This is a genomic window from Actinomadura sp. 7K507 (assembly GCF_004348425.1).
Taxonomy (GTDB): domain Bacteria; phylum Actinomycetota; class Actinomycetes; order Streptosporangiales; family Streptosporangiaceae; genus Spirillospora.
The window spans coordinates 1-23,091 of sequence record NZ_SMKK01000158.1; the positions used below are offsets into that span (position 1 = coordinate 1).

General features: G+C 71.3%; 23 protein-coding genes. 8 read left to right on the forward strand and 15 right to left on the reverse strand.

Annotated features, from left to right (window positions below):
* Positions 1-150: 150 nt before the first annotated feature.
* The gene (locus E1285_RS29810; RefSeq protein ID WP_132157891.1) at positions 151-738 is read right to left on the reverse strand and encodes a dihydrofolate reductase family protein; all 588 of its coding nucleotides are present in this window, start codon (positions 736-738) and stop codon (positions 151-153) included.
* A 3-nt stretch (positions 739-741) separates the two neighbouring features.
* Positions 742-1,398: a dihydrofolate reductase family protein gene (locus E1285_RS29815; RefSeq protein WP_207946923.1), complete on the reverse strand. Its 657-nt coding sequence runs from the start codon at positions 1,396-1,398 to the stop codon at positions 742-744.
* A gap of 185 nt (positions 1,399-1,583) precedes the next feature.
* On the opposite strand from E1285_RS29815, the gene E1285_RS29820 reads away from it, so the two are divergent.
* Complete coding sequence (locus E1285_RS29820) at positions 1,584-2,702, forward strand: helix-turn-helix transcriptional regulator (protein ID WP_132157892.1); 1,119 nt, start codon at positions 1,584-1,586, stop codon at positions 2,700-2,702.
* Here the strand turns inward: E1285_RS29820 and E1285_RS29825 are convergent.
* The 4 genes from E1285_RS29825 to E1285_RS29840 form a co-directional block, all read right to left on the reverse strand.
* A complete protein-coding gene (locus E1285_RS29825) occupies positions 2,686-3,822 on the reverse strand; it encodes a nitronate monooxygenase (RefSeq protein WP_132157893.1) in 1,137 nt (378 codons plus the stop codon). The two genes, E1285_RS29820 and E1285_RS29825, sit on opposite strands and share 17 nt — an antisense overlap.
* 34 nt (positions 3,823-3,856) lie before the next feature.
* On the reverse strand, positions 3,857-4,240 hold the full coding sequence (locus E1285_RS29830; protein ID WP_132157894.1) for an OB-fold domain-containing protein: 384 nt from the start codon (positions 4,238-4,240) through the stop codon (positions 3,857-3,859).
* Between the two features lie 3 nt (positions 4,241-4,243).
* Positions 4,244-5,404, reverse strand: coding sequence for a thiolase family protein (locus E1285_RS29835; protein ID WP_132157895.1), 1,161 nt, complete (start codon positions 5,402-5,404; stop codon positions 4,244-4,246).
* Positions 5,405-5,486: 82 nt separating this feature from the next.
* Positions 5,487-6,530, reverse strand: a complete 1,044-nt coding sequence (locus tag E1285_RS29840) for a helix-turn-helix domain-containing protein (protein WP_347814108.1) — start codon at positions 6,528-6,530, stop codon at positions 5,487-5,489.
* Between the two features lie 23 nt (positions 6,531-6,553).
* Here E1285_RS29840 and E1285_RS29845 point away from each other — a divergent pair, with 23 nt between their 5' ends.
* Positions 6,554-7,207, forward strand: a complete 654-nt coding sequence (locus tag E1285_RS29845; protein WP_132157896.1) for an HD domain-containing protein — start codon at positions 6,554-6,556, stop codon at positions 7,205-7,207.
* Between the two features lie 102 nt (positions 7,208-7,309).
* Here E1285_RS29845 and ehuA read toward each other — a convergent pair whose 3' ends face one another.
* The 9 genes from ehuA to pip form a co-directional block, all read right to left on the reverse strand.
* Entirely contained in the window at positions 7,310-8,284 is a 975-nt protein-coding gene (gene ehuA / locus E1285_RS29850; protein ID WP_243723136.1) for an ectoine/hydroxyectoine ABC transporter ATP-binding protein EhuA, read from the reverse strand.
* The gene (gene ehuD / locus E1285_RS29855; RefSeq protein ID WP_132157897.1) at positions 8,271-8,924 is read right to left on the reverse strand and encodes an ectoine/hydroxyectoine ABC transporter permease subunit EhuD; all 654 of its coding nucleotides are present in this window, start codon (positions 8,922-8,924) and stop codon (positions 8,271-8,273) included. Before ehuD ends, ehuA begins: the two co-directional genes overlap by 14 nt.
* A complete protein-coding gene (ehuC, locus tag E1285_RS29860) occupies positions 8,924-9,640 on the reverse strand; it encodes an ectoine/hydroxyectoine ABC transporter permease subunit EhuC (RefSeq protein WP_132157898.1) in 717 nt (238 codons plus the stop codon). Before ehuC ends, ehuD begins: the two co-directional genes overlap by 1 nt.
* Before the next feature lie 6 nt (positions 9,641-9,646).
* Positions 9,647-10,540: an ectoine/hydroxyectoine ABC transporter substrate-binding protein EhuB gene (gene ehuB, locus E1285_RS29865; protein WP_132157899.1), complete on the reverse strand. Its 894-nt coding sequence runs from the start codon at positions 10,538-10,540 to the stop codon at positions 9,647-9,649.
* Between the two features lie 107 nt (positions 10,541-10,647).
* Positions 10,648-11,556 carry an ectoine hydroxylase gene (gene thpD, locus E1285_RS29870; RefSeq protein ID WP_132157900.1) on the reverse strand — a complete coding sequence of 303 codons (909 nt, stop codon included), beginning with the start codon at positions 11,554-11,556 and terminating at the stop codon, positions 10,648-10,650.
* Complete coding sequence (locus tag E1285_RS29875) at positions 11,553-11,948, reverse strand: ectoine synthase (RefSeq protein WP_131882691.1); 396 nt, start codon at positions 11,946-11,948, stop codon at positions 11,553-11,555. Before E1285_RS29875 ends, thpD begins: the two co-directional genes overlap by 4 nt.
* Before the next feature lie 132 nt (positions 11,949-12,080).
* Positions 12,081-13,343: a diaminobutyrate--2-oxoglutarate transaminase gene (gene ectB, locus E1285_RS29880; protein WP_132157901.1), complete on the reverse strand. Its 1,263-nt coding sequence runs from the start codon at positions 13,341-13,343 to the stop codon at positions 12,081-12,083.
* A gap of 53 nt (positions 13,344-13,396) precedes the next feature.
* Entirely contained in the window at positions 13,397-13,945 is a 549-nt protein-coding gene (ectA, locus tag E1285_RS29885) for a diaminobutyrate acetyltransferase (protein WP_132157902.1), read from the reverse strand.
* Between the two features lie 598 nt (positions 13,946-14,543).
* A complete protein-coding gene (gene pip / locus E1285_RS29890; RefSeq protein WP_132157903.1) occupies positions 14,544-15,527 on the reverse strand; it encodes a prolyl aminopeptidase in 984 nt (327 codons plus the stop codon).
* A 386-nt stretch (positions 15,528-15,913) separates the two neighbouring features.
* Between pip and E1285_RS46850 the strand changes: the two genes are divergently transcribed.
* From E1285_RS46850 to E1285_RS29920, 6 genes are all read left to right on the forward strand, one after another.
* Complete coding sequence (locus tag E1285_RS46850) at positions 15,914-17,878, forward strand: hypothetical protein (RefSeq protein WP_132157904.1); 1,965 nt, start codon at positions 15,914-15,916, stop codon at positions 17,876-17,878.
* A gap of 327 nt (positions 17,879-18,205) precedes the next feature.
* Complete coding sequence (locus E1285_RS29900; RefSeq protein WP_132157905.1) at positions 18,206-19,900, forward strand: CTP synthase; 1,695 nt, start codon at positions 18,206-18,208, stop codon at positions 19,898-19,900.
* Positions 19,897-20,544 carry an NUDIX hydrolase gene (locus tag E1285_RS29905; protein ID WP_132157906.1) on the forward strand — a complete coding sequence of 216 codons (648 nt, stop codon included), beginning with the start codon at positions 19,897-19,899 and terminating at the stop codon, positions 20,542-20,544. The genes E1285_RS29900 and E1285_RS29905 overlap by 4 nt, the downstream gene beginning before the upstream one ends.
* 229 nt (positions 20,545-20,773) lie before the next feature.
* Positions 20,774-21,688: a site-specific tyrosine recombinase XerD gene (xerD, locus tag E1285_RS29910; RefSeq protein ID WP_243723138.1), complete on the forward strand. Its 915-nt coding sequence runs from the start codon at positions 20,774-20,776 to the stop codon at positions 21,686-21,688.
* A 231-nt stretch (positions 21,689-21,919) separates the two neighbouring features.
* Positions 21,920-22,786, forward strand: coding sequence for a ParA family protein (locus E1285_RS29915; protein WP_243723139.1), 867 nt, complete (start codon positions 21,920-21,922; stop codon positions 22,784-22,786).
* A 2-nt stretch (positions 22,787-22,788) separates the two neighbouring features.
* Complete coding sequence (locus E1285_RS29920) at positions 22,789-23,064, forward strand: hypothetical protein (protein ID WP_243723140.1); 276 nt, start codon at positions 22,789-22,791, stop codon at positions 23,062-23,064.
* Positions 23,065-23,091 lie beyond the last annotated feature (27 nt).

Genomic DNA, 23,091 nt, shown 5'->3' on the forward strand with positions numbered 1-23,091 from the left:
ATCGATACGCTGGGCACGAGGTCTCCGGTGTTGATGGTCTTCTTGGTCGTTGATCCATCTACCGGAGACCTCACTCATCTCTGGATGCGACATGCCGCCCGAACCGGACTTCCTAAACACGGCCTAGGGCGCCGCGGATGGACGCTGCCCTCACTTGCCATGGACGCGGTAGCGCAGGTGCATGGCGTGCTGCGCCGGCTCCGTGCTCTCCGGAGTGGCCAGTCGGCGGATCAGGCGGAGCTCGATGTGCTCCGCCGGAAGGTGGTCGAACAGCCGTCGTCCCTGCCCGAGCAGGACCGGTACGACGTGCAGTTCCAGCTCGTCGATCTGCCCGGCCCGCAGCAGCGCCTGCGCCGCCCCGGCCCCGTGCACCATGATGTCGCCGTCTCCGGCCGCCTCGCGGGCCAGCGAGGCGCATTCATGTACATCGGTGACGTAGCGGACGCTGCCCGGCGGTGCCTCGTCCGGGACGTCGTGGGTGAGGACGAATACCGGGACGCCGTCGTGGTGGTCGCCCTGCCAGCGGCCGGCGTGCTCATAGGTGCGGCGGCCGGCGATGACGGCGCGGGTGGCCATCGCCTCCGCGTACACCTGGCCGCTCGGTCCCGGGTCGTTGCGCCGGTCGAGCCAGTTGAAGAGACGGCCCCCGCGGACGCCCATCGGTTCGCCGACGCCGTCGTCCGGTCCCGCGACGTAGCCGTCCAGGGACATGGTCATGTCCAGCCGGATCACCGCCATGGGTCAGGCCTCCCGACGGACGCGGTAGCGCAGGAACTGCACATCCGGTGACTCCAGGGCACGGAGCAGTTCGAGCTCGATGTGGTCGGGCGGCATGTCCTCGAACAGGCGGCGGCCCTGCCCGAGCAGGACCGGCACGATCTGCAGCTCCAGCTCGTCCAGCAGGCCGGCGCGGAGGCACTCCTGCGCGGTCGCGGCACCGTGCAGGAGGATGTCCCGGCCGGAGGCGGCGGCCTTCGCCTGCGCGACGCAGGATTCGACGCCCTCGGTGACGTAGCGCGCATGGCCCGGCGGGGGCTCCTCGGGCGCGGTGCGGGTGAGCACGAAGATCGGGACCCCGTCGTGGTGGTCGCCCGCCCAGCCGCCGGCGAACTCGAAGGTGCGCCGTCCGGTGATCACCGCTCCCGTGCCCAGCAGCTCGTCGAAGACCGTCGCGCCGGGGCCGCCGGCGGGCCGGTGCGAAAGCGGGTCCACACCTCCGGGGCGCAGCCAGTCGTGCAGACGCTCTCCGCCGACCCCGAGGCCATGAGCCGGGCCGTCGTCCGGGCCGGCGATGAAGCCGTCCACCGACATCGACATGCACAGCACGACCTTGCTCATCGCGGCTCCCGATCTACCGGCGGCGAAGTCGCTCGCCGGGTGCCTCTCGCTTGTGGACATGGAAGGTGCTTCCTCTCGTGACGGCGGGCCCACCGCGCGCACACGCCCGTGCACGGCTTGTCCCCCGCCCGTGCGGCGTCCACGCCCGTGGCCGTCGGCCCGTCCGCCCAGCATGTTGCGTCATGGGGCGTGGGTGAATCCCAGATTTCCGGGATGGCGCCGGAAGGCCGGGATAGGGTCGCGGCGTGGTCGACGCTCCGGTGTACGCGCGCGTCCGCGACGACATCGTGCGGATGGTTCACCGGGGCCTGACGGTGGACGAGTTCTCGCGGGCCGTCGGCGACGCGCTGGTGCGGGCGGTGCCCGCCATGGGCACCTGCCTGATGACGGCCGACCCGGCGACCATGCTCCCGACCGCGGAGTACGTCGAGAACGGGATGCCCGCGGACGAGCTGCTCCGGATGGTCGAGATCGAGATACGGGAGCCGGACTTCAACAAATGGGCCGACCTCGCCCGTGCGGGCCGTCCGGCGGCCGGCCTCGGCGATGCGACGGAGGGCGACCTCGACCGCAGCCTGCGCCAGCGGGAGATCCGCCGGCCCGGGGGCTTCTCCGACGAACTGCGGGTCGTGCTCGCGGACGGCACCGGGACATGGGGCCAGCTGACCGTGTTCCGCGAGGCGGAGCGCCCGCACTTCTCGTCGGCCGAGGTGCGGTTCGCGTCGTCCCTGTCTGGACTGATCGCAGAGGGGCTCCGGCGGGGGCTGCTGCTCGACGGCGCGAACGCCGGTGACGCCGATGTCGGCATGCTGGTCCTCGACCCCGATGACGGCGTGCGCATGTCCAACCCGGCTGCGGAGCTCCGCCTGGACGAGCTGGACACCGGCGGCAGGGCGGGGACCCGGCTGCCGCTGGTGGTTCCCGCCGTCGCCCGCCAGGCCCGTGCCCTGGGCGCGCCGGGGGCGGGTGCGGCCCCGGCCGGTGCCCGGCCGGCCACGGCGCGGGTGCGCACCAGGTCCGGGCGGTGGTTGATCGTCCGGGGCTCGCTGCTGGGGCACGGCCCTGAGTCGCCCGTCGCGGTGATGTTCGAACCGGCTCGCCCGGCCGAGATGGCGCCCCTGATCGTCGCCGCCTACGGGTTCACCGACCGGGAGCGGCGGGTCACCGAACTGGTGGCGCGAGGGCTGTCCACCAGGCAGATCGCCGACAGGCTGCGCGTGTCGTCCTACACGGTGCAGGACCACCTGAAGTCGATCTTCACCAAGTCGGGTGCCGCTTCACGCGGCGACCTGGTCGCCCGGCTCTTCTTCGATCACTACGCCGACTCCCTGACGGGGGCGGAGAACCTCAGTCGCCGCCGGTGATGGTGTTGAGGCGGTCGATGGCGTTGGCGAAGTCGTCGACCATGTCGTAGACGACCTGGCGGGCGGGCTTGACGGTGGTCATGAGGCCGACGCACTGGCCGACGAAGTAGTTGGCGAGGTTGCGGGCGCCGGGGTTGCCGGATTCGGCGATCTTGGTGATCTGGCGCATCGCGCCCTCGGCGACGATCATCTGCAGCGGCATGCCGAGGGGGCCGGGGCTGGCCGGGCTCTCCCACTCGTCCGTCCAGGCGGAGCGGAGCTGGCGGGCGGGCTTGCCCGTGCGGGACCGGGAGCGGACCGTGTCGCGGGACGAGGCGGCGAGCATCTTCTCCTTCACCTGCGGAGGCGTCTCGGCCTCCTCGGTGGTGAGCCAGACCGAGCCGCACCAGACGCCGGACGCGCCGAGGGCCAGGGCGGCGGCCATCTGGCGGCCGGTGGCGATGCCGCCGGCGGCGAGGACGGGCACGGGGGCGACGGTGTCGACGACCTCGGGGACCAGGACCATCGTGGAGATCTCCCCGGTGTGGCCGCCCGCCTCCCCGCCCTGCGCGACGATCAGGTCGACATCGGCGGCGACCTGGCGGCGGGCGTGCTCGGACGTGCCGACGAGCGCGGCGACGGGGATCCCGGCGGCCTTCGCCTTCTCCACCATGAGCGGGGGAGGGGTGCCGAGGGCGCTGGCGATGAGGCCGATGGGGTGGGCGAGCGACACGTCGATCAGCTCGGTCGCGCCCTTCGCGGTGACCCGCGCGCCCTCGTCGGAGTTCGAGCGCTTGGCCTTCTCGAAGTCGGGCAGCGGGACGTCGTACTTGGCGAACAGGCCGACGAGGAAGTTCCAGTGCTCGTCGGGGACCGCGGCGAGCATGGCGTCGAGGCCGCCGCCGCCCTCGGCCGCCTTGTCGATCTTGCCGGGGACCAGGACGTCCACCCCGTAGGGGCGGCCGCCGACGTGGTCGTCGATCCAGCTCAGCTCCTCTTCGAGCCGGTCGGGGGAGTAGGCGACGGCCCCGAGGACGCCGAAGCCGCCCGCGTTGGTCACGGCGGCGACGACGTCGCGGCAGTGGCTGAAGGCGAACAGCGGGAACTCGATGCCGAACCGTGCGCAGACCTCGGTGTTCATGCCCCGAACGCTACTGGACCGAACGCCATTCGGTCTACTGGCGGAAGAGGACGTACGACTCGCCCTCGTCCGGGTGCACGAACGCCGCGCGGAGGGGGAGTCCCTCGCGCAGGGAGGCCGGGTCGACGCCGTCCAGGCGGGTGTGCAGCCAGGGGCCTTCCGCCAGCTCGACCAGCGCCAGGCAGGCCGGGGGCTCGGCGCCGTCCCGGGAATGCGTGACGGTCCAGGTGACCAGGCTCGCCCGGCCGCTCGACTCGGCCCAGGCGAGGTCCTCGCCGCCGCACTCGGGGCAGCCGGTCTCGTCCGGCGCGAACCAGCGGTCGCAGGGCTCGCAGTGCCTGATGACCAGCCGGTCGGCGGCGGTTCCGTCGAAGAACGGGTCGGTGCGGCCGTCCCGCCGCAGAACACCGATGTCCATGGCTCAGGCCCCCTTCTCGTGCGGGCTGACGATGAGGGTCGAGTGGTGGTCGAGGATGCCGCCGTTGCCGCTGACGAGGATCACGTCGCTGGACGGGGCCTGCCGCTCGCCGCCGTCCCCGCGCGCCTGGATCACGGCCTCCGACAGGGGCGTCATGCCCCACATGTAGTACGCCGAGAGCTGGCCGCCGCCGGTGTTGGTCGGCAGCGACCCGCCGGGGCCGAGCGCGCCGGACGCGGCGAACGCGCCGCCCTCGCCCTTGGCGCAGAACCCGTAGTCCTCCAGCGACACCAGGACCGTGTAGGTGTAGCAGTCGTACAGCTCGCACACGTCGACGTCGGACGGGGTGATCCCCGCCATCTTCATCGCCGTCGCGCCCGACGAGGCGGCGCCCGTCGTCAGGCCGAACTCGCTGCCGCGCTCCTTGCGGTGCCCGGGATGGCCCTGCCCCCAGCCCCACAGGTGGACGGGCGGCCGGGCCAGGTCGCGGGCCCGGTCGGCGCTGGTGACCACGACGGCGATGGCGCCGTTGGAGACCAGGCAGCAGTCCAGCAGGTGCAGCGGCTCGGACACCCAGCGGGACTCCTGGTGGTCGGCGAGGGTGATCGGCTCGCGCATCTGGGCCGCCGGGTTGCGCGACGCCCACTCGCGGGTCGACACGGCGATCGCGCCGAGCTGCTCGCTCGTGGTGCCGAAGCGGGTCATGTGCCGCTGGGCGGCGAGGGCGTAGAACGAGTTGACGCTGCGCAGCCCGAGCGCCGCGGTCATCCCGCCGAACCCGTACCATTCGCGGGCGTCGCGGTTGTACGCCGAGCCGGCCGACTTCTTCGGCTTCAGCGGCGCGTCCGCGAACACGCAGGCGACGGTGGTGGCCGTGCCGCTCAGTACCGACATCGCCGCGTACGACAGCATCGCCCCGGCGGTCGCGCCGAACGCGTTGACCTGGGAGAGCAGCCGCAGGTCGCGGAGTCCGAGGGCGCCCGCCAGCTCGATGCCGGGGGAGCCGCCCATGCCGTGGCTGACCAGCAGCCCGTCCAGGTCGCCGAGCTCCAGCCCCGCGTCGGCGACCGAGAGCCGCACCGCGTCGGCGGCGAGCCGCCGGGGGCTGCGCCCGTACACCTTGCCGAGCTCGGTCATCCCGAGTCCTGCGATCGCTGTGCCCATCACTCCAACCTCGCCCCTCCACGATTACCCGGCAACCGTACCGAATGACGTTCGGTGCAATCCACGGCGGGGCGGGCCGGGATCAGGAGGACGGCGTCCGCGCGCGGAAGGCGTTGCGGTAGGTCAGCGGTGAGGCGCCGACGCTTCGGGCGAAATGGGCGCGCAACGTCACCGGCGACCCGAAGCCCGCCTCGGCGGCGACGCGCTCGACCGGCAGGTCCGTCGTCTCCAGGAGCTGCTGCGCGCGGTGGACGCGGGCGCGCGACAGCCATCGCAGCGGTGTCGTGCCCGCCTGCTCGCGGAACCTCCGGGTCAGCGTCCGGACGCTGACGGACGCGTGGCGCGCGATGTCGTCCAGGGTCAGCGGCCGGTGCAGGTTGGTCTCCAGCCAGGCCAGCGTCGGCTGCAGGGCCGCCGCGTCGTCCGGCGGGTCCTCGTGCCGGATGTACTGGGCCTGCCCGCCGTCCCGCTGCGGCGGCATGATGATGCGGCGCGCCGTCCGGGCGGCCGTCGCCGAGCCGTGGTCCTGGCGGACGATGTGCAGGCACAGGTCGATCCCCGCCGCGACCCCGGCGGAGGTCAGCGTCCGCCCGCCGTCCACGTACAGCACCGACGGGTCGACCTCGACGTCCGGATACCGCCGCGCCAGCGCCTTCGCGTAGCTCCAGTGCGTGGTGGCGCGCCGCCCGTCGAGCAGCCCGGCGGCCGCGAGGACGAACGCGCCGACGCAGATGGACGCGATCCTCGTGCCGCGGTCCGCCGCGTCGCGCAGGGCGTCCAGCACCTCGGCGGGCGGGACGGCCCGCACGTCCTCGTGGCCCGGGACGACGATCGTGTCGGCCGTCGCGAGCGCGTCCAGGCCGAACGGTGTCTCCAGCCGCATGCGGCCCAGCATCGGGGACGTCTCCGCGCCGCCCGGCGGGGTGCACGCCCGCACCTCGTACAGCGGGACGTTCCCGGACGTGGTCGTCGTGCCGAACACCTGGCCCGGGACCGACAGGTCGAACGCCGCCACACCGTCCAGCGCGAGTACCGCCACCACATGCATGGCCAGAACATAGCGCACATCGGCAATCCGGACACTGGCCGGAGGGCGGCGCCGCAGCGGACGATCGATGGCGTCCACCCGATCACGTTCGAGGAGCCCCGATGGCCGACCACTTCGCCGAGTTCTCCCTGCCCGACACCGACCTGACCCGCAAGGCCTACGACCTGGTGTTCTCCGAAGGGACGGAGGCGATCGCCAACCACAGCGCGCGAACCTACCTGTTCGCCCGCGCCATCGGGGAACGGCGGGGGCTGCGTCCCGCCGCCGACTACGACGACGAGGTGCTCTTCCTGGCGAGCGTCCTGCACGACATAGGACTCACCGAGAGGGGGGACGGCGCCCAGCGGTTCGAAGTGGACGGCGCCGACCGCGCCGCGGAGTTCCTCAGCGGGCACGGGCTGGACGACGAACGCGTCCGGGTCGCGTGGGAGGCGATCGCGCTGCACTCCAGCCTGGGCATCGCCCACCGGATGCGGCCGGAGATCGCCCTCACCCACGCCGGGACCAGCGCCGACATCACCGGGCTCGGCGCCGGGACGCTCCCCGAGGGCCTCGCCGACCGCGCACACGGCGCGTTCCCCAGGGCCGGCGGCGGACCGGCGATCACCGCGGCCATCATCGACCAGATCGCCCGGAACCCGGCCAAGGCGCCGATCGGCTCGCTGCCCGGCGAGATCGCGCGCCAGCACGGTGCAGGCGCCCCCGTCCCGGAGTGGCGGGAACTCGTCGCCGCGGCCTGGCCCGGGGTCGGCTGAGAGCCGCGCCGGAGACGGGCCCGGCCGCCCCGGCACCCATGAGAGTCGCCCGCGTCCCCGGGGCGACGGGGACGTGGGCGACGCGCCGACTGAGGGGAACGGTCAGGAGGCCAGAACCGCCTGCAGGAAGTCCCGGGTGCGCTGCTCGGCCGGCTCGCCGAAGATCTGGTCCGGGTGACCGGCCTCGACGATCTGGCCCTGGTCGAACATCAGGACCCGGTCGGAGATGTCCTTGGCGAAGGCCATCTCGTGGGTGACGCACAGCAGGGTCAGGTCGCTCTGCCGGGCGATGTCGCGCAGCAGGTCCTGGACGCCGACGACGAGCTCGGGGTCCAGCGCCGAGGTGACCTCGTCCAGCAGCAGCACGCGGGGCTGCATGGCGAGCGCGCGCGCGATCGCCACCCGCTGCTGCTGGCCGCCCGACAGCTGGGTCGGATGGGCGTTGATCTTGTCGGCGAGCCCGACCATGTCGAGCAGGCCCTTGGCGCGCTCGACCGCCTCGTCCTTGGAGACCCCCAGCACGCGCACGGGCCCCTCGGTGAGGTTGCGCAGCACGTTCATGTTGGGGAACAGGTTGAACTGCTGGAACACCATGCCGACCTGCTTGCGCATCTCGTGCAGGTGCTTCTGGTTGGCCGGGACGCGCTTGCCGCCCCGCTCCATGTGCCACAGCGTCTCGTCGCCGATCCAGATGACGCCCTCGTTGAGCGTCTCCAGCGTCATCAGCAGCCGCAGGATGGTGGTCTTGCCCGACCCGCTCGGCCCGATGAGCGTCACGCGCTCCCCGGGATCCACGGTGAAGTCGAGTTCGCGCAGCACGACGTTGTCGCCGAAGCGCTTGACCACCTTCTCGAAGCGGATGCCCGGCGCGCTCCCGTGCGGAAGGTCCGCGGCGGGCCCCTCCTTCGGCGCGCCGTCCTTCTCCGTGGAGACGCCCTTGCCGGCCGGGGCGTCCTTGCTCGTGCTGGTGCCCTTGCTCGTCGAGACGCCGGTGTCCGCCGGGGCGTCCTTCGGCGCGGAGACGCCTCCGGGGTCCTCGGGGGACGGGGCTTCCGGTGAAGTGTCAGGTGGTGACATAGCGCCTCTCCAAGCGGCGGACCAGAATCGAGGATATGACGCTGACCACGACGAACAACAGGCCGACCATCGTGATCGGCTCCAGGAACTGCAGGGTCCGCGACCCCACCTGGTAGGCGGAGAACAGCAGTTCCGCGACGTTGATCGCCAGCAGCATCGGCGAGTCCTTGAACATCGCGATCAGGTAGTTGCCGAGCGTCGGGATCACCCGGCGGATCGCCTGCGGCAGGATGACGTCCAGCCACACCCGCGACTTCGGCAGGTTGATGGCCGTGCACGCCTCCCACTGCCCCTTCGGGACGTCGGCGATCCCGGCCCGGTACACCTCGGCCGTGTAGGTCGAGTAGTGGATGCCGAGGGTGATGATCCCCGCCGTCAGCGGCGACAGCGTGATTCCGAAGGACGGCAGGACGAAGAACACGAAGTACAGCTGCGGGATCAGCGGCGTCGACCTGATGAATTCCGTGACCCACCGGACCGTCTGGTTGACGACCGTGTACGGCGTGCGGCGCAGCAGCGTCCACACCAGGCCCAGGATCAGGGCGATCACGTAGCCGACCAGCGTCGCGATGACGGTGTAGCGCAGCCCGCTCAGCAGATCGGGGAGGATCTCGCCCGAGTACTGCCAGTCCCAGGTCATCAGCCCGACACCCCCGCCCCGGGCGAACCGGCGGCGACCGTGCTGAGCGACGGCTCACTGGGGAGCCGCCGGCCCAGCATGCGGTCCACGCGCCGCTCGGCGTAGCGGACGAACAACTGCAGCACCTGCGCGATCACGAAGTAGAGGATCAGGGCCACCGAGAACGCCGCGATGGTCTCCCCGGTGTTGCCCTGGATGTTCTTCGAGACCCGGGTCAGGTCGACCAGGCCGACCAGGGACACGATCGCCGTCCCTTTCATCAGCTCGATGATCAGGTTGCCGAAGGGGGGCAGCATCAGCGCGAAGCCCTGCGGCAGCAGGACCCGGCGCATCCGCTGGAACGGCGTGAAGTTCAGTGCCACCGTCGCCTCGTACTGCGCCTTCGGCACCGCCTGGATCGAGCCGCGGACCACCTCGGCGCCGTAGGCGCCGACGTTCAGGCCGAGCGCGAGCACGGCCGCGAAGATCGTGGCGAACTCCAGCCCGATCAGCGGCAGCGCGTAGAAGAACCAGTACAGCAGCACCAGGGTCGCGTTACCGCGGAAGAACTCCACGTACACCCTGTTCAGGATGCGTACGCCGGCATGCCGCGAGGTGCCCGCCAGACCGAAGATCAAAGCGAGCACCAGCGCGAGCGCGCCGCCGAGCAGGGTGAGCTGGATGGTGAGCCATGCGCCGTCGAGCCACTGGGGATAGCTCTCGAGGACGTCCGCCACCAGGGATCAGCCCTTGCAGAACTTGGCGGCCGTGTCCTCCGCGGTGGGCATCTCCGCCTGGGTGAACCCGAACGGCTGCAGGATCGGCAGCAGCTTGTTCTCCTGCTGCAGCTTGGCGAGCTGCTCGTTCCAGGCGTTCACCAGGTCGGAGTCGGCCTTGCGGAAAGCGAACGCGCCGGCGCCGAACTGCTCCTTGCCGTCGATGACCGGCGTGAACGGCTCGGTGACCTCGAAGCCCTCGCCCTCGTGCTTGGACAGCAGGTCCGCCAGCGAGATGCGGGTCAGCCAGATGCAGTCGATGCGCTCGGCCTTGAGCGCCTCGTAGGCGCTCGCCTGGTCGGCGTAGGTCTTGATGTCGCCCTTCGGGACACCGGTGCTCTCGGCGTAGCCGGCCTCGACCGCGCCGGTGAGGACGCCGACCCTGGCCTTCTTCTCGGCCGGGTCCTTGGCGCCCGTGAGGCCCTTCGGGTTGCCCTCGGGCACCATGAAGGCGCTCTTGGCGACGTACTCGGGGTTGGCGAACGCCGCGGACGCGCACCGCTCGGGAGTGATGAACATGCCGGCGGCGATCGCGTCGAAGCGCTTGGCGTTGAGCCCGCCGATCAGCCCGCCGAAGTCGACCTGGACGCCCTTGATCTCCCCGATCCCGAGTTCCTTGAAGATGACCCGGGCCAGCTCGGGCGCCTCACCGGTCAGCTTGCCCGACTGGTCGGTGAAGCCGTAGGGCGCCTCGTTGGCGAAGCCAACGGTGATCGTCCCCGCGCTCTTCGCCTTCTCCAGCGTGCCGCCGCCGGCCCGCTCCTCTTCCGGATCCGTCGTGGAGCAGCCCGCCGCGGCCAGCGGCGCCGCGGCGGACAGCAGCACGGCGGTACGGAGGAAGTCGCGTCTCGAGGAAGCCATCATCGATCTCCTGGGATGGGTGCGCTCCCGCGCCCGCGGGGGACCTGGGCGGCCCCCCGCGGGCGCGGGAGCAAGGTGGGTCGGGGTTATCCAATTGTTGTGTTCATTCAGCCGCCCACGGGGGTGAAGTCGCGGGCGCCGATGAACTCCGGACGCGGTGCCGGCGCCGAGAACGGTTCGACACAGGTGTTCTCGACGCTGTTGAACACGATGAACACGTTGGAGCGGGGGAACGGGGTGATGTTCCCGTTCGAGCCGTGCATGCAGTTGCAGTCGAACATGGTGGCAGAGCCCGCAGCCCCTGTGAACAGCTCGATCCCGTGTTTGTCGGCGAGGATCGACAGGCTGCTGGGGTCGGGAGTCCCGATCTCCTGAGCGCGCAGGGACTCCTTGTAGTGGTCGTCCGGGGTCTCCCCGACACACGCCACGAAGGTCTTGTGCGAGCCAGGCATAATCATTAGCCCGCCATTGTGCACGAAATTCTCGGTGAGCGCGATGGATATGCTCACCGCGCGCATCCGGGGCATGCCGTCCTCCGCGTGCCAGGTCTCGAAGTCCGAGTGCCAGTAGAACTCCTTGCCGCTGAACCCTGGCTTGTAGTTGACCCGGCTCTGGTGAACGTAAACCTCGGAGCCGAGAAGCTGCCGGGCCCGGCCGACGACGCGGGGGTCGCGGACGAGGGAGTTGAAGACCTCGCTGATCTTGTGGATCTCGAAGATGGAGCGGACCTCGTCCGAGCCGCGCTCGGTCACCGTGCGCTCGTCGGCCAGGATCCGCGGGTCCGCGGACAGCCGGCGCAGCTCGGCGCGGTAGTCCTCGACCTCCTCGGGCGCGATCAGCTGGTCGACGGACAGGAAGCCGTTGGTCTCGAACGAGTCGAGGGTGGCGCCGTCGATCGGCCCGTCCTCCGGGGCTCCGTACACGACAGGGTCCTGCCGGTACAGCAGCGCCGCCTCGGCGGCCTTCCGGGTGGGGTAGGCGTCGTCGATGGTCGGATGCGACTCGATGATGCTCATGCGTCCTCCTCGGTCAGCAGCGGATAGACCCCGTTCTCGTCATGGACCTCCCTGCCGGTGACTGGGGGATTGAACACGCAGACGGTCTTCAGGTCCGTGTGGGCCCTGACCGTGTGGTGGTCGTGCTCGTTCAGCAGGTACATCACGCCGGGCGCGAGCTTGTGCTTCTCGCCCGTCTCGTCGTCGGTCAGCTCCCCCTGGCCCTCGATGCAGTACACGGCCTCGATGTGGTTCGCGTACCACATCTTCGTCTCGGTGCCCGCGTACAGGATCGTCTCGTGCATCGAGAAGCCCACGCCCTCCTTGGCGAGGACGAACCGGCGGCTGCACCAGGTCGGCGCCTGCACGTCCCGCTCCGTGCCGATGATCTCGTCAAGGGAACGAACAATCATGAATCTCCTCTTTCCAGCTCTGCCCCGGGCCGGACCCGCGGTGGAGCCCGGCCCCGGTGGGGCGGTGTTGCGCTCAGCTCAGACGGCGACCCTCTGTCAGACGGCGACCCTCTGTCAGACGGCGACCTTCTGTCAGACGGCGACCTTCTGGCGGACGGCCTCCAGGGAGTCCGCGATGATCTCCAGGCCCTGGCCGAGCTCGGCCTCGGTCGTGGTGAGCGGGGGCAGCAGCTTGACGACCTCGCCCTCGGGGCCGGAGGTCTCCATCAGCAGCCCGCGCGCGAACGCCTCGGTGCACACCTTCGGCGCCATCTCGGCGTCGTTCATCACCAGGCCCCACGCCAGGCCCCGGCCGCGGACGGAGTCCACGGCGCCCGCGTGCGTGATCGCGATCGACTCCAGCGCCGCCTGGACCTGCTGGCCCTTGGCGAGGGTCTCCTTCTCCATGTCGTCGCCGGCCCAGTAGTCCTCCAGGGCGCCGACGGCGGTGACGAACGCGGGGTTGAAGCCGCGGAAGGTGCCGTTGTGCTCTCCCGGGTCCCACACGTCCAGCTCGCGCTTCATCAGCGTGATCGCGAACGGCAGCCCGTAGCCGCTGAGCGACTTGGACAGGCAGACGATGTCCGGGGTGATCCCGGCCTCCTCGAAGCTGAAGAACGACCCGGTGCGGCCGCAGCCCATCTGGACGTCGTCGACGATGAGCAGGATGTCGTGCCGGCGGCACAGGTCCTGCAGGCCGCGCAGCCACTCGGCGGTGGCGACGTTGATGCCGCCCTCGCCCTGGACGGTCTCCACGATCACGGCGGCGGGCTTGTCCAGGCCGCTGCCGCTGTCCTCGAGCATCGTCTCGAACAGCAGGAAGTCGGGCGTCCGGCCGTCCAGGTAGTTGTCGTAGGGCATCGCGACACCGTGGCCGAGCGGCACGCCGGCGCCGGTGCGCTTCATCGAGTTGCCCGTCACGGCGAGCGCGCCGAGCGTCATGCCGTGGAAGGCGTTGGTGAAGCTGATGACCGACTCGCGGCCGGTGTACTTGCGGGCGAGTTTCAGCGCGGCCTCGACCGAGTTGTTGCCCGCGGGGCCGGGGAACTGCACCTTGTAGTCCAGCGCGCGCGGCTTGAGCACGTACTCGTCGAACCGTTCCAGGAACTCCCGCTTGGCGGAGCTGTACATGTCCAGGCTGTGTACGACCGCGTCGCTCGCGAGATAGTCCATCAGCCTGCGTTTCAGCTGCGGGTTGTTGTGCCCGTAGTTGAGAGTCCCGGCGCCGGCGAAGAAATCCAGGTAGCTCTTGCCGTTCTCATCGGTCATGTAGCTGCCCTGCGCGGTGGTGAACACCGTGGGCCACCCGCGGCAGTAGCCGCGGACTTCCGATTCCATGCGGGCGAAGACGTCCATGTCTGCCTCCAAGGCAGGTCGGTGTGGGGGAGCGGACGGGGGTGTGTGATGGATCAGTTCGCGTCGGTGATCGGGCCGATCCGGAAGAGCACCTCGGGCTCGTGTCCCCCCTCGGGGAAGTGCTCCGCGCCGAACAGCGGGCTACGGGCGACCTCGCATCCGCGGTCCCGGGCGAACGATTCGAACATCGCGGTGGAAGCGGTGTTGTCCGGCGTGACCGTGGCCTCCAGGAACCGGTGCCCGCGCGGGACGAGCCGGTCGGCGAGGCGGTCGAGCATGCGGCGGGCGAGGCCCTGGCCGCGATGATCGTGGTCCACGGCGACCTGCCACACGAAGAACGTGTCGGGCCGGGACGGGCGGACGTAGCCGGTGATGAAGCCGCACGGGGCGCCGGCGTCGCGCGCCACCACGGAGGTGTCCGCGAAATCGCGGCACCACAGTGTGTAGCTGTACGGCGAGTTGACGTCCAGGACACGTGAGTCCCGGGCCATCCGCCAGAGCTCCGGGCCGTCGGCGAGGCTGGGCTCCTGGAGTTGCACGTCCGCGTTCGTCTCGTTCGTGTCGGGGCGTCGGGCCGGTGATTCCAGGGGTTGCGCTGCCATGTCCAGGCAACTTAGCGAATCTCGCGCCGTGATCGCAGAGGAATGTTATCTGCGGGATGTTTAGCGACGCGATGCGCTGGGTAGGGTAATAGGCTTTGTCGAATTCGGTGCAATTCGACGTGCCCTCGGAGGGGCGGCCGTCCACTTTTCCCCGTGCTGCGCAGGAGGTACTGCCGACTGCGCGGGCGATGGCCCCGGGACGCTTCCTGAACGTCACCTTAATGTTTTGTCGTGACCGCGCGAGGGATTTTGTGTATCGGTTGTGTGAGGTAAGTCACTCAAAATCGATGACAACGCCCGAGGTGCGGTGGGCGTCACGTCGCATCGCGCGAGGTCGTCCGGTCGCGGGCACCCTGGGGCGGGTGTGGGCCAAGGCGTTGACGCGGGCTCTGGGAGGCCCCTTCAGCTGACCTTCAAGGGGCAGCTTCACTGCCGGATAGGTAAGAACCGGATGGCTCAGAGGTAAGAATCCGGGTGTTTCGGTCCCCGGATACCCCGACCGGGTCGCGGTGTGGCCTCCGCGCCCGGACGGGGATTCGGACACGTCATGACTCCTGCTCTGACGTGGCCGATTCATCGTGACTTTCCCGGACGGGCGCTACGCCGGATCCGGTCCGCGTTTCCCGGCGAAACGGTCGGTCGCCTCGATCAGATGGTGCAGGATTCCCGGCTCGCTGAAGGCGTGCCCGGCGTCGTCCACGATGTGGAAATCCGCCTCGGGCCACGCGCGGTGCAGATCCCACGCGGTGGCGACCGGGGTGCACACGTCGTAGCGGCCCTGCACGATGACGGCAGGGATGTGGCGGATCTTGCCCACGTCGCGGATCAGCTGGTCGTCCTCGAAGAAACCCTCGTTGACGAAGTAGTGGTTCTCGATGCGCGCGAACGCCACCGCGTAGTCGGGCTCGCCGAAGCCGCCGGCCGTCTCCGGGTCCGGCCGCAGCGTGATCGTCGAGCCCTCCCAGGTCGCCCACGCCGTGGCCGCGGCGACGCGCACGTCCCGGTCCGGGGATGCGAGCCGCTCGGCGAACGCGGAGATGAGATCCTCGCGCTCGTCCTCCGGGATCGGCTCGACGTACTTCTCCCACAGGTCGGGGAACAGCAGCGACGCGCCCTCCTGGTAGAACCAGTACAGCTCGAACGGCCGCAGCGTGAAGATGCCGCGCAGCACCAGCTCGGTCACTCGCTCGGGATGGGTCTGCGCGTACGCCAGTGACAGCGCGCTGCCCCAGCTCCCGCCGAACACCAGCCATCGCTCGATGCCCAGGTGCTCCCGCAGCCGCTCCATGTCGGCGACCAGGTTCCAGGTGGTGTTCGCCTCCAGCGACACCTCGGGGTCCGTCGCGTGCGGCAGGCTCCGCCCGCAGTTGCGCTGGTCGAACAGGACGATCCGGTACGCCTCCGGGTCGAACTGCCGCCGGTGCGCCGGGCTGCACCCGGCGCCCGGGCCGCCGTGCAGCATGACCGCGGGCTTGCCCTCGGGGTTCCCGCAGACCTCCCAGTAGAGGCGGTTGCCGTCGCCGACGTCGAGCAGCCCGGATTCGTACGGCTCGATCGGCGGGTACAGGGTGCGAAGCTCCATGGGGCGCGATTGTCCCACCCGTTCCGGCGTCCCGCCCGGTGTGACCCGCAGCACCCGCCGTGACCGGCCGTGGACGCGCCTGAAAGCCCCCGAGCAGGCCTCCTGTGGACGCGGGTACCTTGCGATGATCAAGAAAGTAAACCCCAAACTGGGCAAACGCTCCGCTGGTCGCGACTAGAGTGCCTTCCGTGAGCGAAGCGACGAGGCATCAGGGCCGGTAGCGGAGCGAGCGAGATGTGCACACCAACCCCCGCGAACGCGGCCGGGCGCCGCCAGGCGAGGAGACACGTGAGCGAAGTGACGAGCCGCCAGGCGAGGGACGCCGCGACCAGGATGAGCATGGCCATGGCGTTCACGTGGCACCGAGCCGTGAGGCGAGGAGAGCAGTGAGTGAGCTGAACGGATCCGGCGGTTCCCGCGGAGTCCCGGACGCGGGGTCGCCCTGGAGCGCCATGGGGCGCGACCCGAACCGCGCGCCCGAGGCGCCGGTACCGGCCGCCCAGCAGCCGATCCAGATGTCGAAGCCCGCGCTGCCCGGCCCGGCCGCGCAGCAGCCGCACCCCGGCCAGCAGCCCGGCCAGCCCGCACAGCCCGGCCAGCAGGCCCAGAGCGGTCCGCAGGCCCGGCAGGGCCAGCACGGACAGCAGGGCCACCAAGGCCACCAAGGCCACCAAGGACACCAAGGACAGCAGGGCCAGCAGGGACAGCAGGGACAGCAGGGACAGCAAGGCCAGCAGATGCCGCCGGGCCAGCACGGGCAGCAGGGACACCACGGGCAGCACGGCCGAACCGGTGAGATGGTGCGGCCCGACGCCGAGCAGCCCGAGGCCCAGCCCTGGGACATGGTCGAGCGGCTCCGCCAGATGGCCGACCTCATCGGCGACGCGCTCGCCGCCGGTGAGCGCAAGGTCAACGACGTGCAGAACGAGATCGCCTCGCAGGTCGCGGCCATCGCGGCCGAGCGGGAATCGGCGCAGCGGGACGCCGCCGCCGCGTGGGGCGAGGTGCAGCGCGCCCGCGGCCAGGCCGAGCAGGCCGACCGCCGCGCCGTGGACGCCGAGCGCCGCCTCGGCGAGGCGCAGAACGAGATCGCCACCCAGGTCGCGGCCGTCCAGTCGGAGAAGGAGGCCGCGCAGCGGGACGCGGCCGCCGCGTGGGGCGAGGTGCAGCGCGCCCGCGGCCAGGCCGAGCAGGCCGACCGCCGCGCGGTCGAGGCCGAGCGGCAGTTCGCCGACGTCGACCGTCGTGTCTCCGAGGTCCAGAACGAGGCCGTCACCCAGATCGCGGCGCTGCAGACCGAGAAGGAGAACGCGCAGCGGGACGCCGCCGCCGCGTGGAACCAGGCCCAGCAGGGACGCGTCCAGGCCGACCAGGCGCGCGGCCAGGCCGAGCAGGCGCGCATCCAGGCCGACCAGGCGCGCGCGCAGGCCGAGCAGACCCGCGCCCAGATGGAGCAGGTGCAGGGCCAGGCCGAGCAGGCCGAGCGCCGTGTCGCCGAGGCCGAGGCCACCGTCCGGCAGGCGATCCAGCAGCGCGACGCCATGAGCGAGGCCCGCGACGACGCGCTCCGCGCCGTCGAGGACGCCGTCACCGGGCGCCGCTCCGCCGAGACCGAGCGCGACCGCGTCACCGAGCAGGCCGCGGAGCTGTCACGGGCCCTGGAGGCAGCGCACGCCGAACTGTCGGCGCTGCGGGCCAAGGTCACCGACGCCGAGATGACCGCGCAGAACCTGCAGCACGCCGTCGTCGCCGCAGGCAAGGAGACCGACGAGTCCCGCCGCCGCGCCGAGGTCGCCGAGCGCCGCGCCCAGGAGAACGAGCGCCGCGCGCAGGACGCCGAACGCCGGGCGCAGGATTCCGATCGCCGCGTCCAGGAGGCCATGGGACGGGCCGAGACCGCCGAGGCCGAGCGCCAGCAGGCCCTCGACACGGCCACGCAGTCGCTGGAGGCCGCCAAGAAGGCCGAGCGCGAGCGCGACGGCAACGCCCAGGCCAAGGAGGCCGCCGAGCGGGCCCGCGAGGGCGCCGTCCAGGCGCAGGCGCGCGCCGAGTCCGAGCTGACCCTGGCCCGCGGCCAGTCCGACCAGGCCGGACGCGAGCGCGACAAGGCCGTGGCGGGTATGCGGCAGATGGCCGCCGAGCGCGACGCCGTCGCGGAGAAGCTCGCCGAGCGCGACCAGTGGGTCGACCAGCTCGCGCAGGCCGTCACCGAGCAGCGCGCGCAGATCGCCGAACTGTCCCAGGAACGCGACGCCGCCCGCCAGGCCGCCGACCAGGCCCGCTCCCTGATCGACGAACTGACCCGCCAACTCCGCACGATCATGCCCACCGGAGCGACACCGCGTCTCTAAGGCTCTGAATCCTTCTCCTGGGCCCGGCGATCTCCGCCGCCGGGAAAGGCGCGCCATCACCCAAGGCGCGCCCGCACCAGCCATCACCGCAACCCCGCGACAACCCTCACAGTCGCGATCGCGTCCGAAGGCAGGTTTCGAGCCTGCGAGAAACCTGATCGCGCAGCGAGCCCCCAGGGCGAGCCGGAGCGATGCGGCGATCGCACGCAGTGCCCGCCGAAGGAGGGCCCCCAGGCCCGACGCCAAGGGCACTGCAATGAACATGTATTCTGATAGCCCGTGGGCAGTGAGTATCGTCCGCCTCGCAACGACCACGGGAGCGCTTTCTTGCCTTCGGCAGCCACTGGTAGGTCACGGCCTACCAAGCACCTCTTCGTCACCGGCGGTGTCGCCTCCAGCCTCGGCAAGGGACTGACGGCGTCCAGCCTCGGGCGGCTTCTCACCCTCCGCGGCCTGCGGGTCACCATGCAGAAGCTCGACCCCTACCTCAACGTCGACCCCGGCACGATGAACCCGTTCCAGCACGGCGAGGTCTTCGTCACCGACGACGGCGCCGAGACCGACCTGGACATAGGGCACTACGAGCGGTTCCTCGACACGGAGCTGCACGGGTCGGCGAACGTCACCACCGGCCAGGTCTACTCCAACGTGATCGCCAAGGAGCGGCGCGGGGAGTACCTCGGCGACACCGTCCAGGTGATCCCGCACATCACGAACGAGATCAAGGACCGGATCATCGGGATGGCCGCCGATGAGGAAGTCGACGTCGTCATCACCGAGGTGGGCGGGACCGTCGGCGACATCGAGTCGCTGCCGTTCCTGGAGGCGGTCCGCCAGATCCGGCACGAGATCGGCCGGGAGAACTGCCTCTTCCTGCACGTGTCGCTGCTGCCCTACATCGGCCCGTCCGGGGAGCTGAAGACCAAGCCGACGCAGCACTCGGTCGCCGCGCTGCGCTCCATCGGCATCCAGCCCGACGCGATCGTGTGCCGGTCCGACCGGCCGATCACCGACGGGCTCAAGCACAAGATCAGCCTGATGTGCGACGTGGACCGCGAGGCCGTGGTGTCGGCCGTCGACGCGGCGTCCATCTACGACATCCCGAAGGTGCTGCACTCCGAGGGACTGGACGCGTACGTGGTGCGGCGGCTGGGCCTGCCGTTCCGCGACGTGGACTGGGGCGCCTGGGACGAGCTGCTGCGGCGCGTCCACAAGCCCGCCCGCGAGGTCACGATCGCGCTGGTCGGCAAGTACATCGACCTGCCCGACGCCTACCTGTCGGTCACCGAGGCGCTGCGGCACGGCGGGTTCGGCAACGACGCCAAGGTCCACATCCGCTGGGTGAAGAGCGACGACTGCGAGACCCCCGAGGGCGCCAAGCGCGAACTCGACGGCGTCGACGGCGTGCTCGTCCCCGGCGGGTTCGGGGTCCGCGGCATCGAGGGCAAGCTCGGCGCCGTCCGGCACGCCCGCGAGAACCGCGTCCCGCTGCTCGGCATCTGCCTCGGGCTCCAGTGCATGGTCATCGAGGCCGCGCGGACGCTCGGCGGGCTCGCCGGCGCGGGCAGCGCCGAGTTCGACGCCACCACCGCCGACCCCGTCGTCGCCACGATGAGCGACCAGCTCGACGTCGTCGCCGGGGAGCGCGACATGGGCGGGACGATGCGGCTCGGCCTCTACCCGGCCGACCTCTCCGAGGGGTCGATCGTCCGGGACCTGTACGGGGAGGCCAAGGTGTCCGAGCGGCACCGGCACCGCTACGAGGTCGGCAACGCCTACCGGGACCGGCTGGAGGAGGCCGGGCTGCGGTTCTCCGGCCTGTCGCCCGACGGCCGCCTGGTCGAGTACGTGGAGCTGCCGCGCGACCGCCACCCGTTCTTCGTCGGCACCCAGGCGCATCCGGAGTTCCGGTCCCGCCCGACGCGCCCGCACCCGCTGTTCACCGGCCTGGTCGCCGCCGCCCTCGACTACGCCGAGGCCCGCACCGGCGAGGGCGCGGCGGGGGACGTGGCCCGCTCATGAGCCCCGCCGGGGAGCTCGGCCCGGACGACGTCCGCGACCGTCCCGAACGCTGGAAGGTCGTGGCGGAGTCCGCGGTCTTCCGGGGGCCGGTGTTCGGCGTCCGCAGCGACCGGGTCGAGATGCCGCGCGGCGACGGCACCGAGGTCGTCGGCCGCGACGTGATCGAGCACACCGGCTCGGTCGGCGTCATCGCCCTGGACGACCGCGACCGGGTGCTGCTGCTGCGCCAGTACCGGCATCCGGTGGGGCGGCTGCTGTGGGAGGCGCCCGCCGGGCTGCGGGACGTGGACGGCGAGCCCCTGCACAAGCTCGCCGAGCGGGAGTTGCTGGAGGAGTCCGGATACCGCGCCGAGCGCTGGGACACCCTGGCCGACGTCTTCCCCTCGCCCGGCATGGCCGACGAGCGCACCCGCATCTTCCTGGCCCGCGGCGTCGCCGAGGTGCCGGCGGGCCAGATCGACTTCGAGCGCGTCCACGAGGAGGCCGACATGCCGGTCGTGTGGGTGCCGCTGGAGGACGCGGTCCGCAAGGTGCTGGCCGGCGAGCTGCACAACATGATCACCTGCGTGGGCGTGCTGGCGGTCCACGCGGCGCGCGCCTCGGGGTTCGCCGGGCTGCGCCCGGTCGACGCGCCGGAGACCTGACGCGGATGAGGCACCCGCCCGGCGTGCGAGGGGGCATGATGGGCAGGTCCCCGTCGCCACGCCGGAAGAGGTGCCGCAACTGAACACTTTTCATCCTCGGTCGCTGGTATCAGGTGACGGCAGTGGCGACGGGCCGGATGAAAAATATTCACTGTCCGTGAGCCCGGACCCCCCGAGCACCGAGCCTCCCCCCGCGCAGGACGCCGGTGCCGGATCGCTCGGCTCCGCCGTGCGGACCTACCTCGGGCACCTCGCCGTCGAGCGCGGACTGGCCGCCAACACCCTCAGCTCCTACCGGCGGGACCTGCGCCGCTACGCGCGCGTCCAGGAGGGGCGGGGCCGCGGGGCCATCCGCGAGATCACCGAGGACGACGTCCGCGCCTACCTGGTGAGCCTGCGGGAGGGCGACGGCGAGCATCCGCCGCTGTCCGCGGGCTCGGCGGCGCGGGCGCTCGCCGCGGTCCGCGGGCTGCACCGCTTCGCGCTGCGCGAGGGCCTCGCCCCGGGCGACCCCGCCGGCGACGTCAAGCCCCCGACGCCGCCGCGGCGGCTGCCCAAGGCGATCTCCCTGGACGAGGTCGAGCGGCTCCTCGCCGTGGCGGCCGGACCGTCCGGAGGCGACACCGGCACCGCGCGCGGCCTGCGCGACCGGGCGCTGCTGGAGCTGCTGTACGGGTCGGGCGCGCGGATCTCCGAGGCCGTCGGCCTCGACGTCGACGACCTCGACCTGCGGGACGGGTTCGCCCGCGTCGCAGGCAAGGGCGGCAAGGCCCGCGTCGTGCCCATCGGGGACTACGCCCGCGAGGCCGTGGACGCCTACCTGGTGCGGGCGCGTCCCGAACTCGCCGGTGCGGGACGCGGCGGCCCGGCCCTGTTCCTGAACGCGCGCGGCGGCCGGCTGTCGCGGCAGGGCGCGTGGATGGTGCTGCGCGCCGCCGCCGACCGGGCGCAGCTGTCGGAGGTGTCCCCGCACACGCTGCGGCACTCGTTCGCCACCCACCTGCTGGACGGGGGCGCCGACGTCCGCGTCGTCCAGGAACTGCTCGGGCACGCCTCGGTGACCACGACGCAGGTCTACACGCTGGTGACCGTCCAGTTGCTGCGCGAGGTGTACGCCACCTCCCACCCGCGGGCACGGAGCTGACCGGCGGCGGCACGGGCGGCGGCACGGGCGGTGTGGGCCCCGATCCGGGCACGTCTGGCGGACAAACCGGATGAACGGTGCGCCGACAAATCGCGACGTTCGTCGCGCGTCGGCTTGAGACCCGGAGTCGGCGGGCCTAGAGTCCCCGTTCTGGATGGCATTTCCGGGCCGCCGGGGAGGGATCTGGTGACCAGCACTAACGGTGCGGATGGAGTCCTTTCCTCCGCCACCATAGAGACCGACCCGAGCAGGAGCCTCGGGCCCACTCAGCGACCCGCGCCGGTGTTCCCCGAACCGGAACCCCTGGACGAGCACGGGCCCGCACGGATCGTGGCCGTGTGCAACCAGAAGGGCGGCGTCGGCAAGACCACCACGACCATCAACCTGGGCGCCGCGCTCGCCGAGTTCGGGCGCCGCGTCCTGCTCGTCGACTTCGACCCGCAGGGCGCCCTGTCGGTCGGCCTGGGCCGGGGCGACCCGCGCCAGCTCGACGCGACGATCCACAACCTGCTGCTCGAACGCGACACCGGGTGGGAGGACGTCGTCATCGACACCGGTGTCGACGGGATGGACCTGCTGCCGAGCAACATCGACCTGTCGGGCGCGGAGGTCCAGCTCGTCCACGAGGTCGGCCGCGAGTACATCCTGCAGGGGGCGCTGAAGTCGGCCGTCGAGCACTACGACTACATCCTCATCGACTGCCAGCCGTCGCTCGGCCTGCTCACCATCAACGCGCTGGCCGCCAGCGAGGGCGTGCTGATCCCGCTGGAGTGCGAGTACTTCGCGATGCGCGGCGTCGCGCTGCTGATGGAGACCATCGAGAAGGTGCAGGGCCGGATCAACCCCGACCTCGTCATCGACGGCGTCCTCGGCACCATGTACGACTCGCGCACCCTGCACACCCGCGAGGTCCTCGGACGCATCGTCGAGGCCTTCGGCGACAAGGTGTTCCACACCGTCATCAACCGCACGGTACGGTTCCCTGACGCGACCGTGGCGGGGGAGCCGATCACCTTCTTCGACTCCAACTCGATGGGCGCGAACGCATACCGGGGTCTGGCGCGGGAGGTGCTCGGAAGGTGGGCTCACGTCGGGTAAGGCTGCCCGGTGCCGACGAGATCTTCCGGCCGACCACGGCCGCGCCGCCGCCCCGGCGACCCACCGGGCGGCAGCGCCACGACTCCAAGATCACGGTCTACATCTCCTCGGACGAGCTGCTGGCCCTGGAACAGCTCCGCCTCAAGCTGCGCGGCGAGCACGGAGTGCCCGTGGACCGGGGCCGCCTCGTCCGCGAGGCGGTCGCCGCGATGATCAGCGACTTCGACGCCCGCGGTGAGCAGAGCACACTGGTCCGCCGCCTGAACGGCGAACCCTGACGAACCGGACCCGCCTTGAGCCAGCCC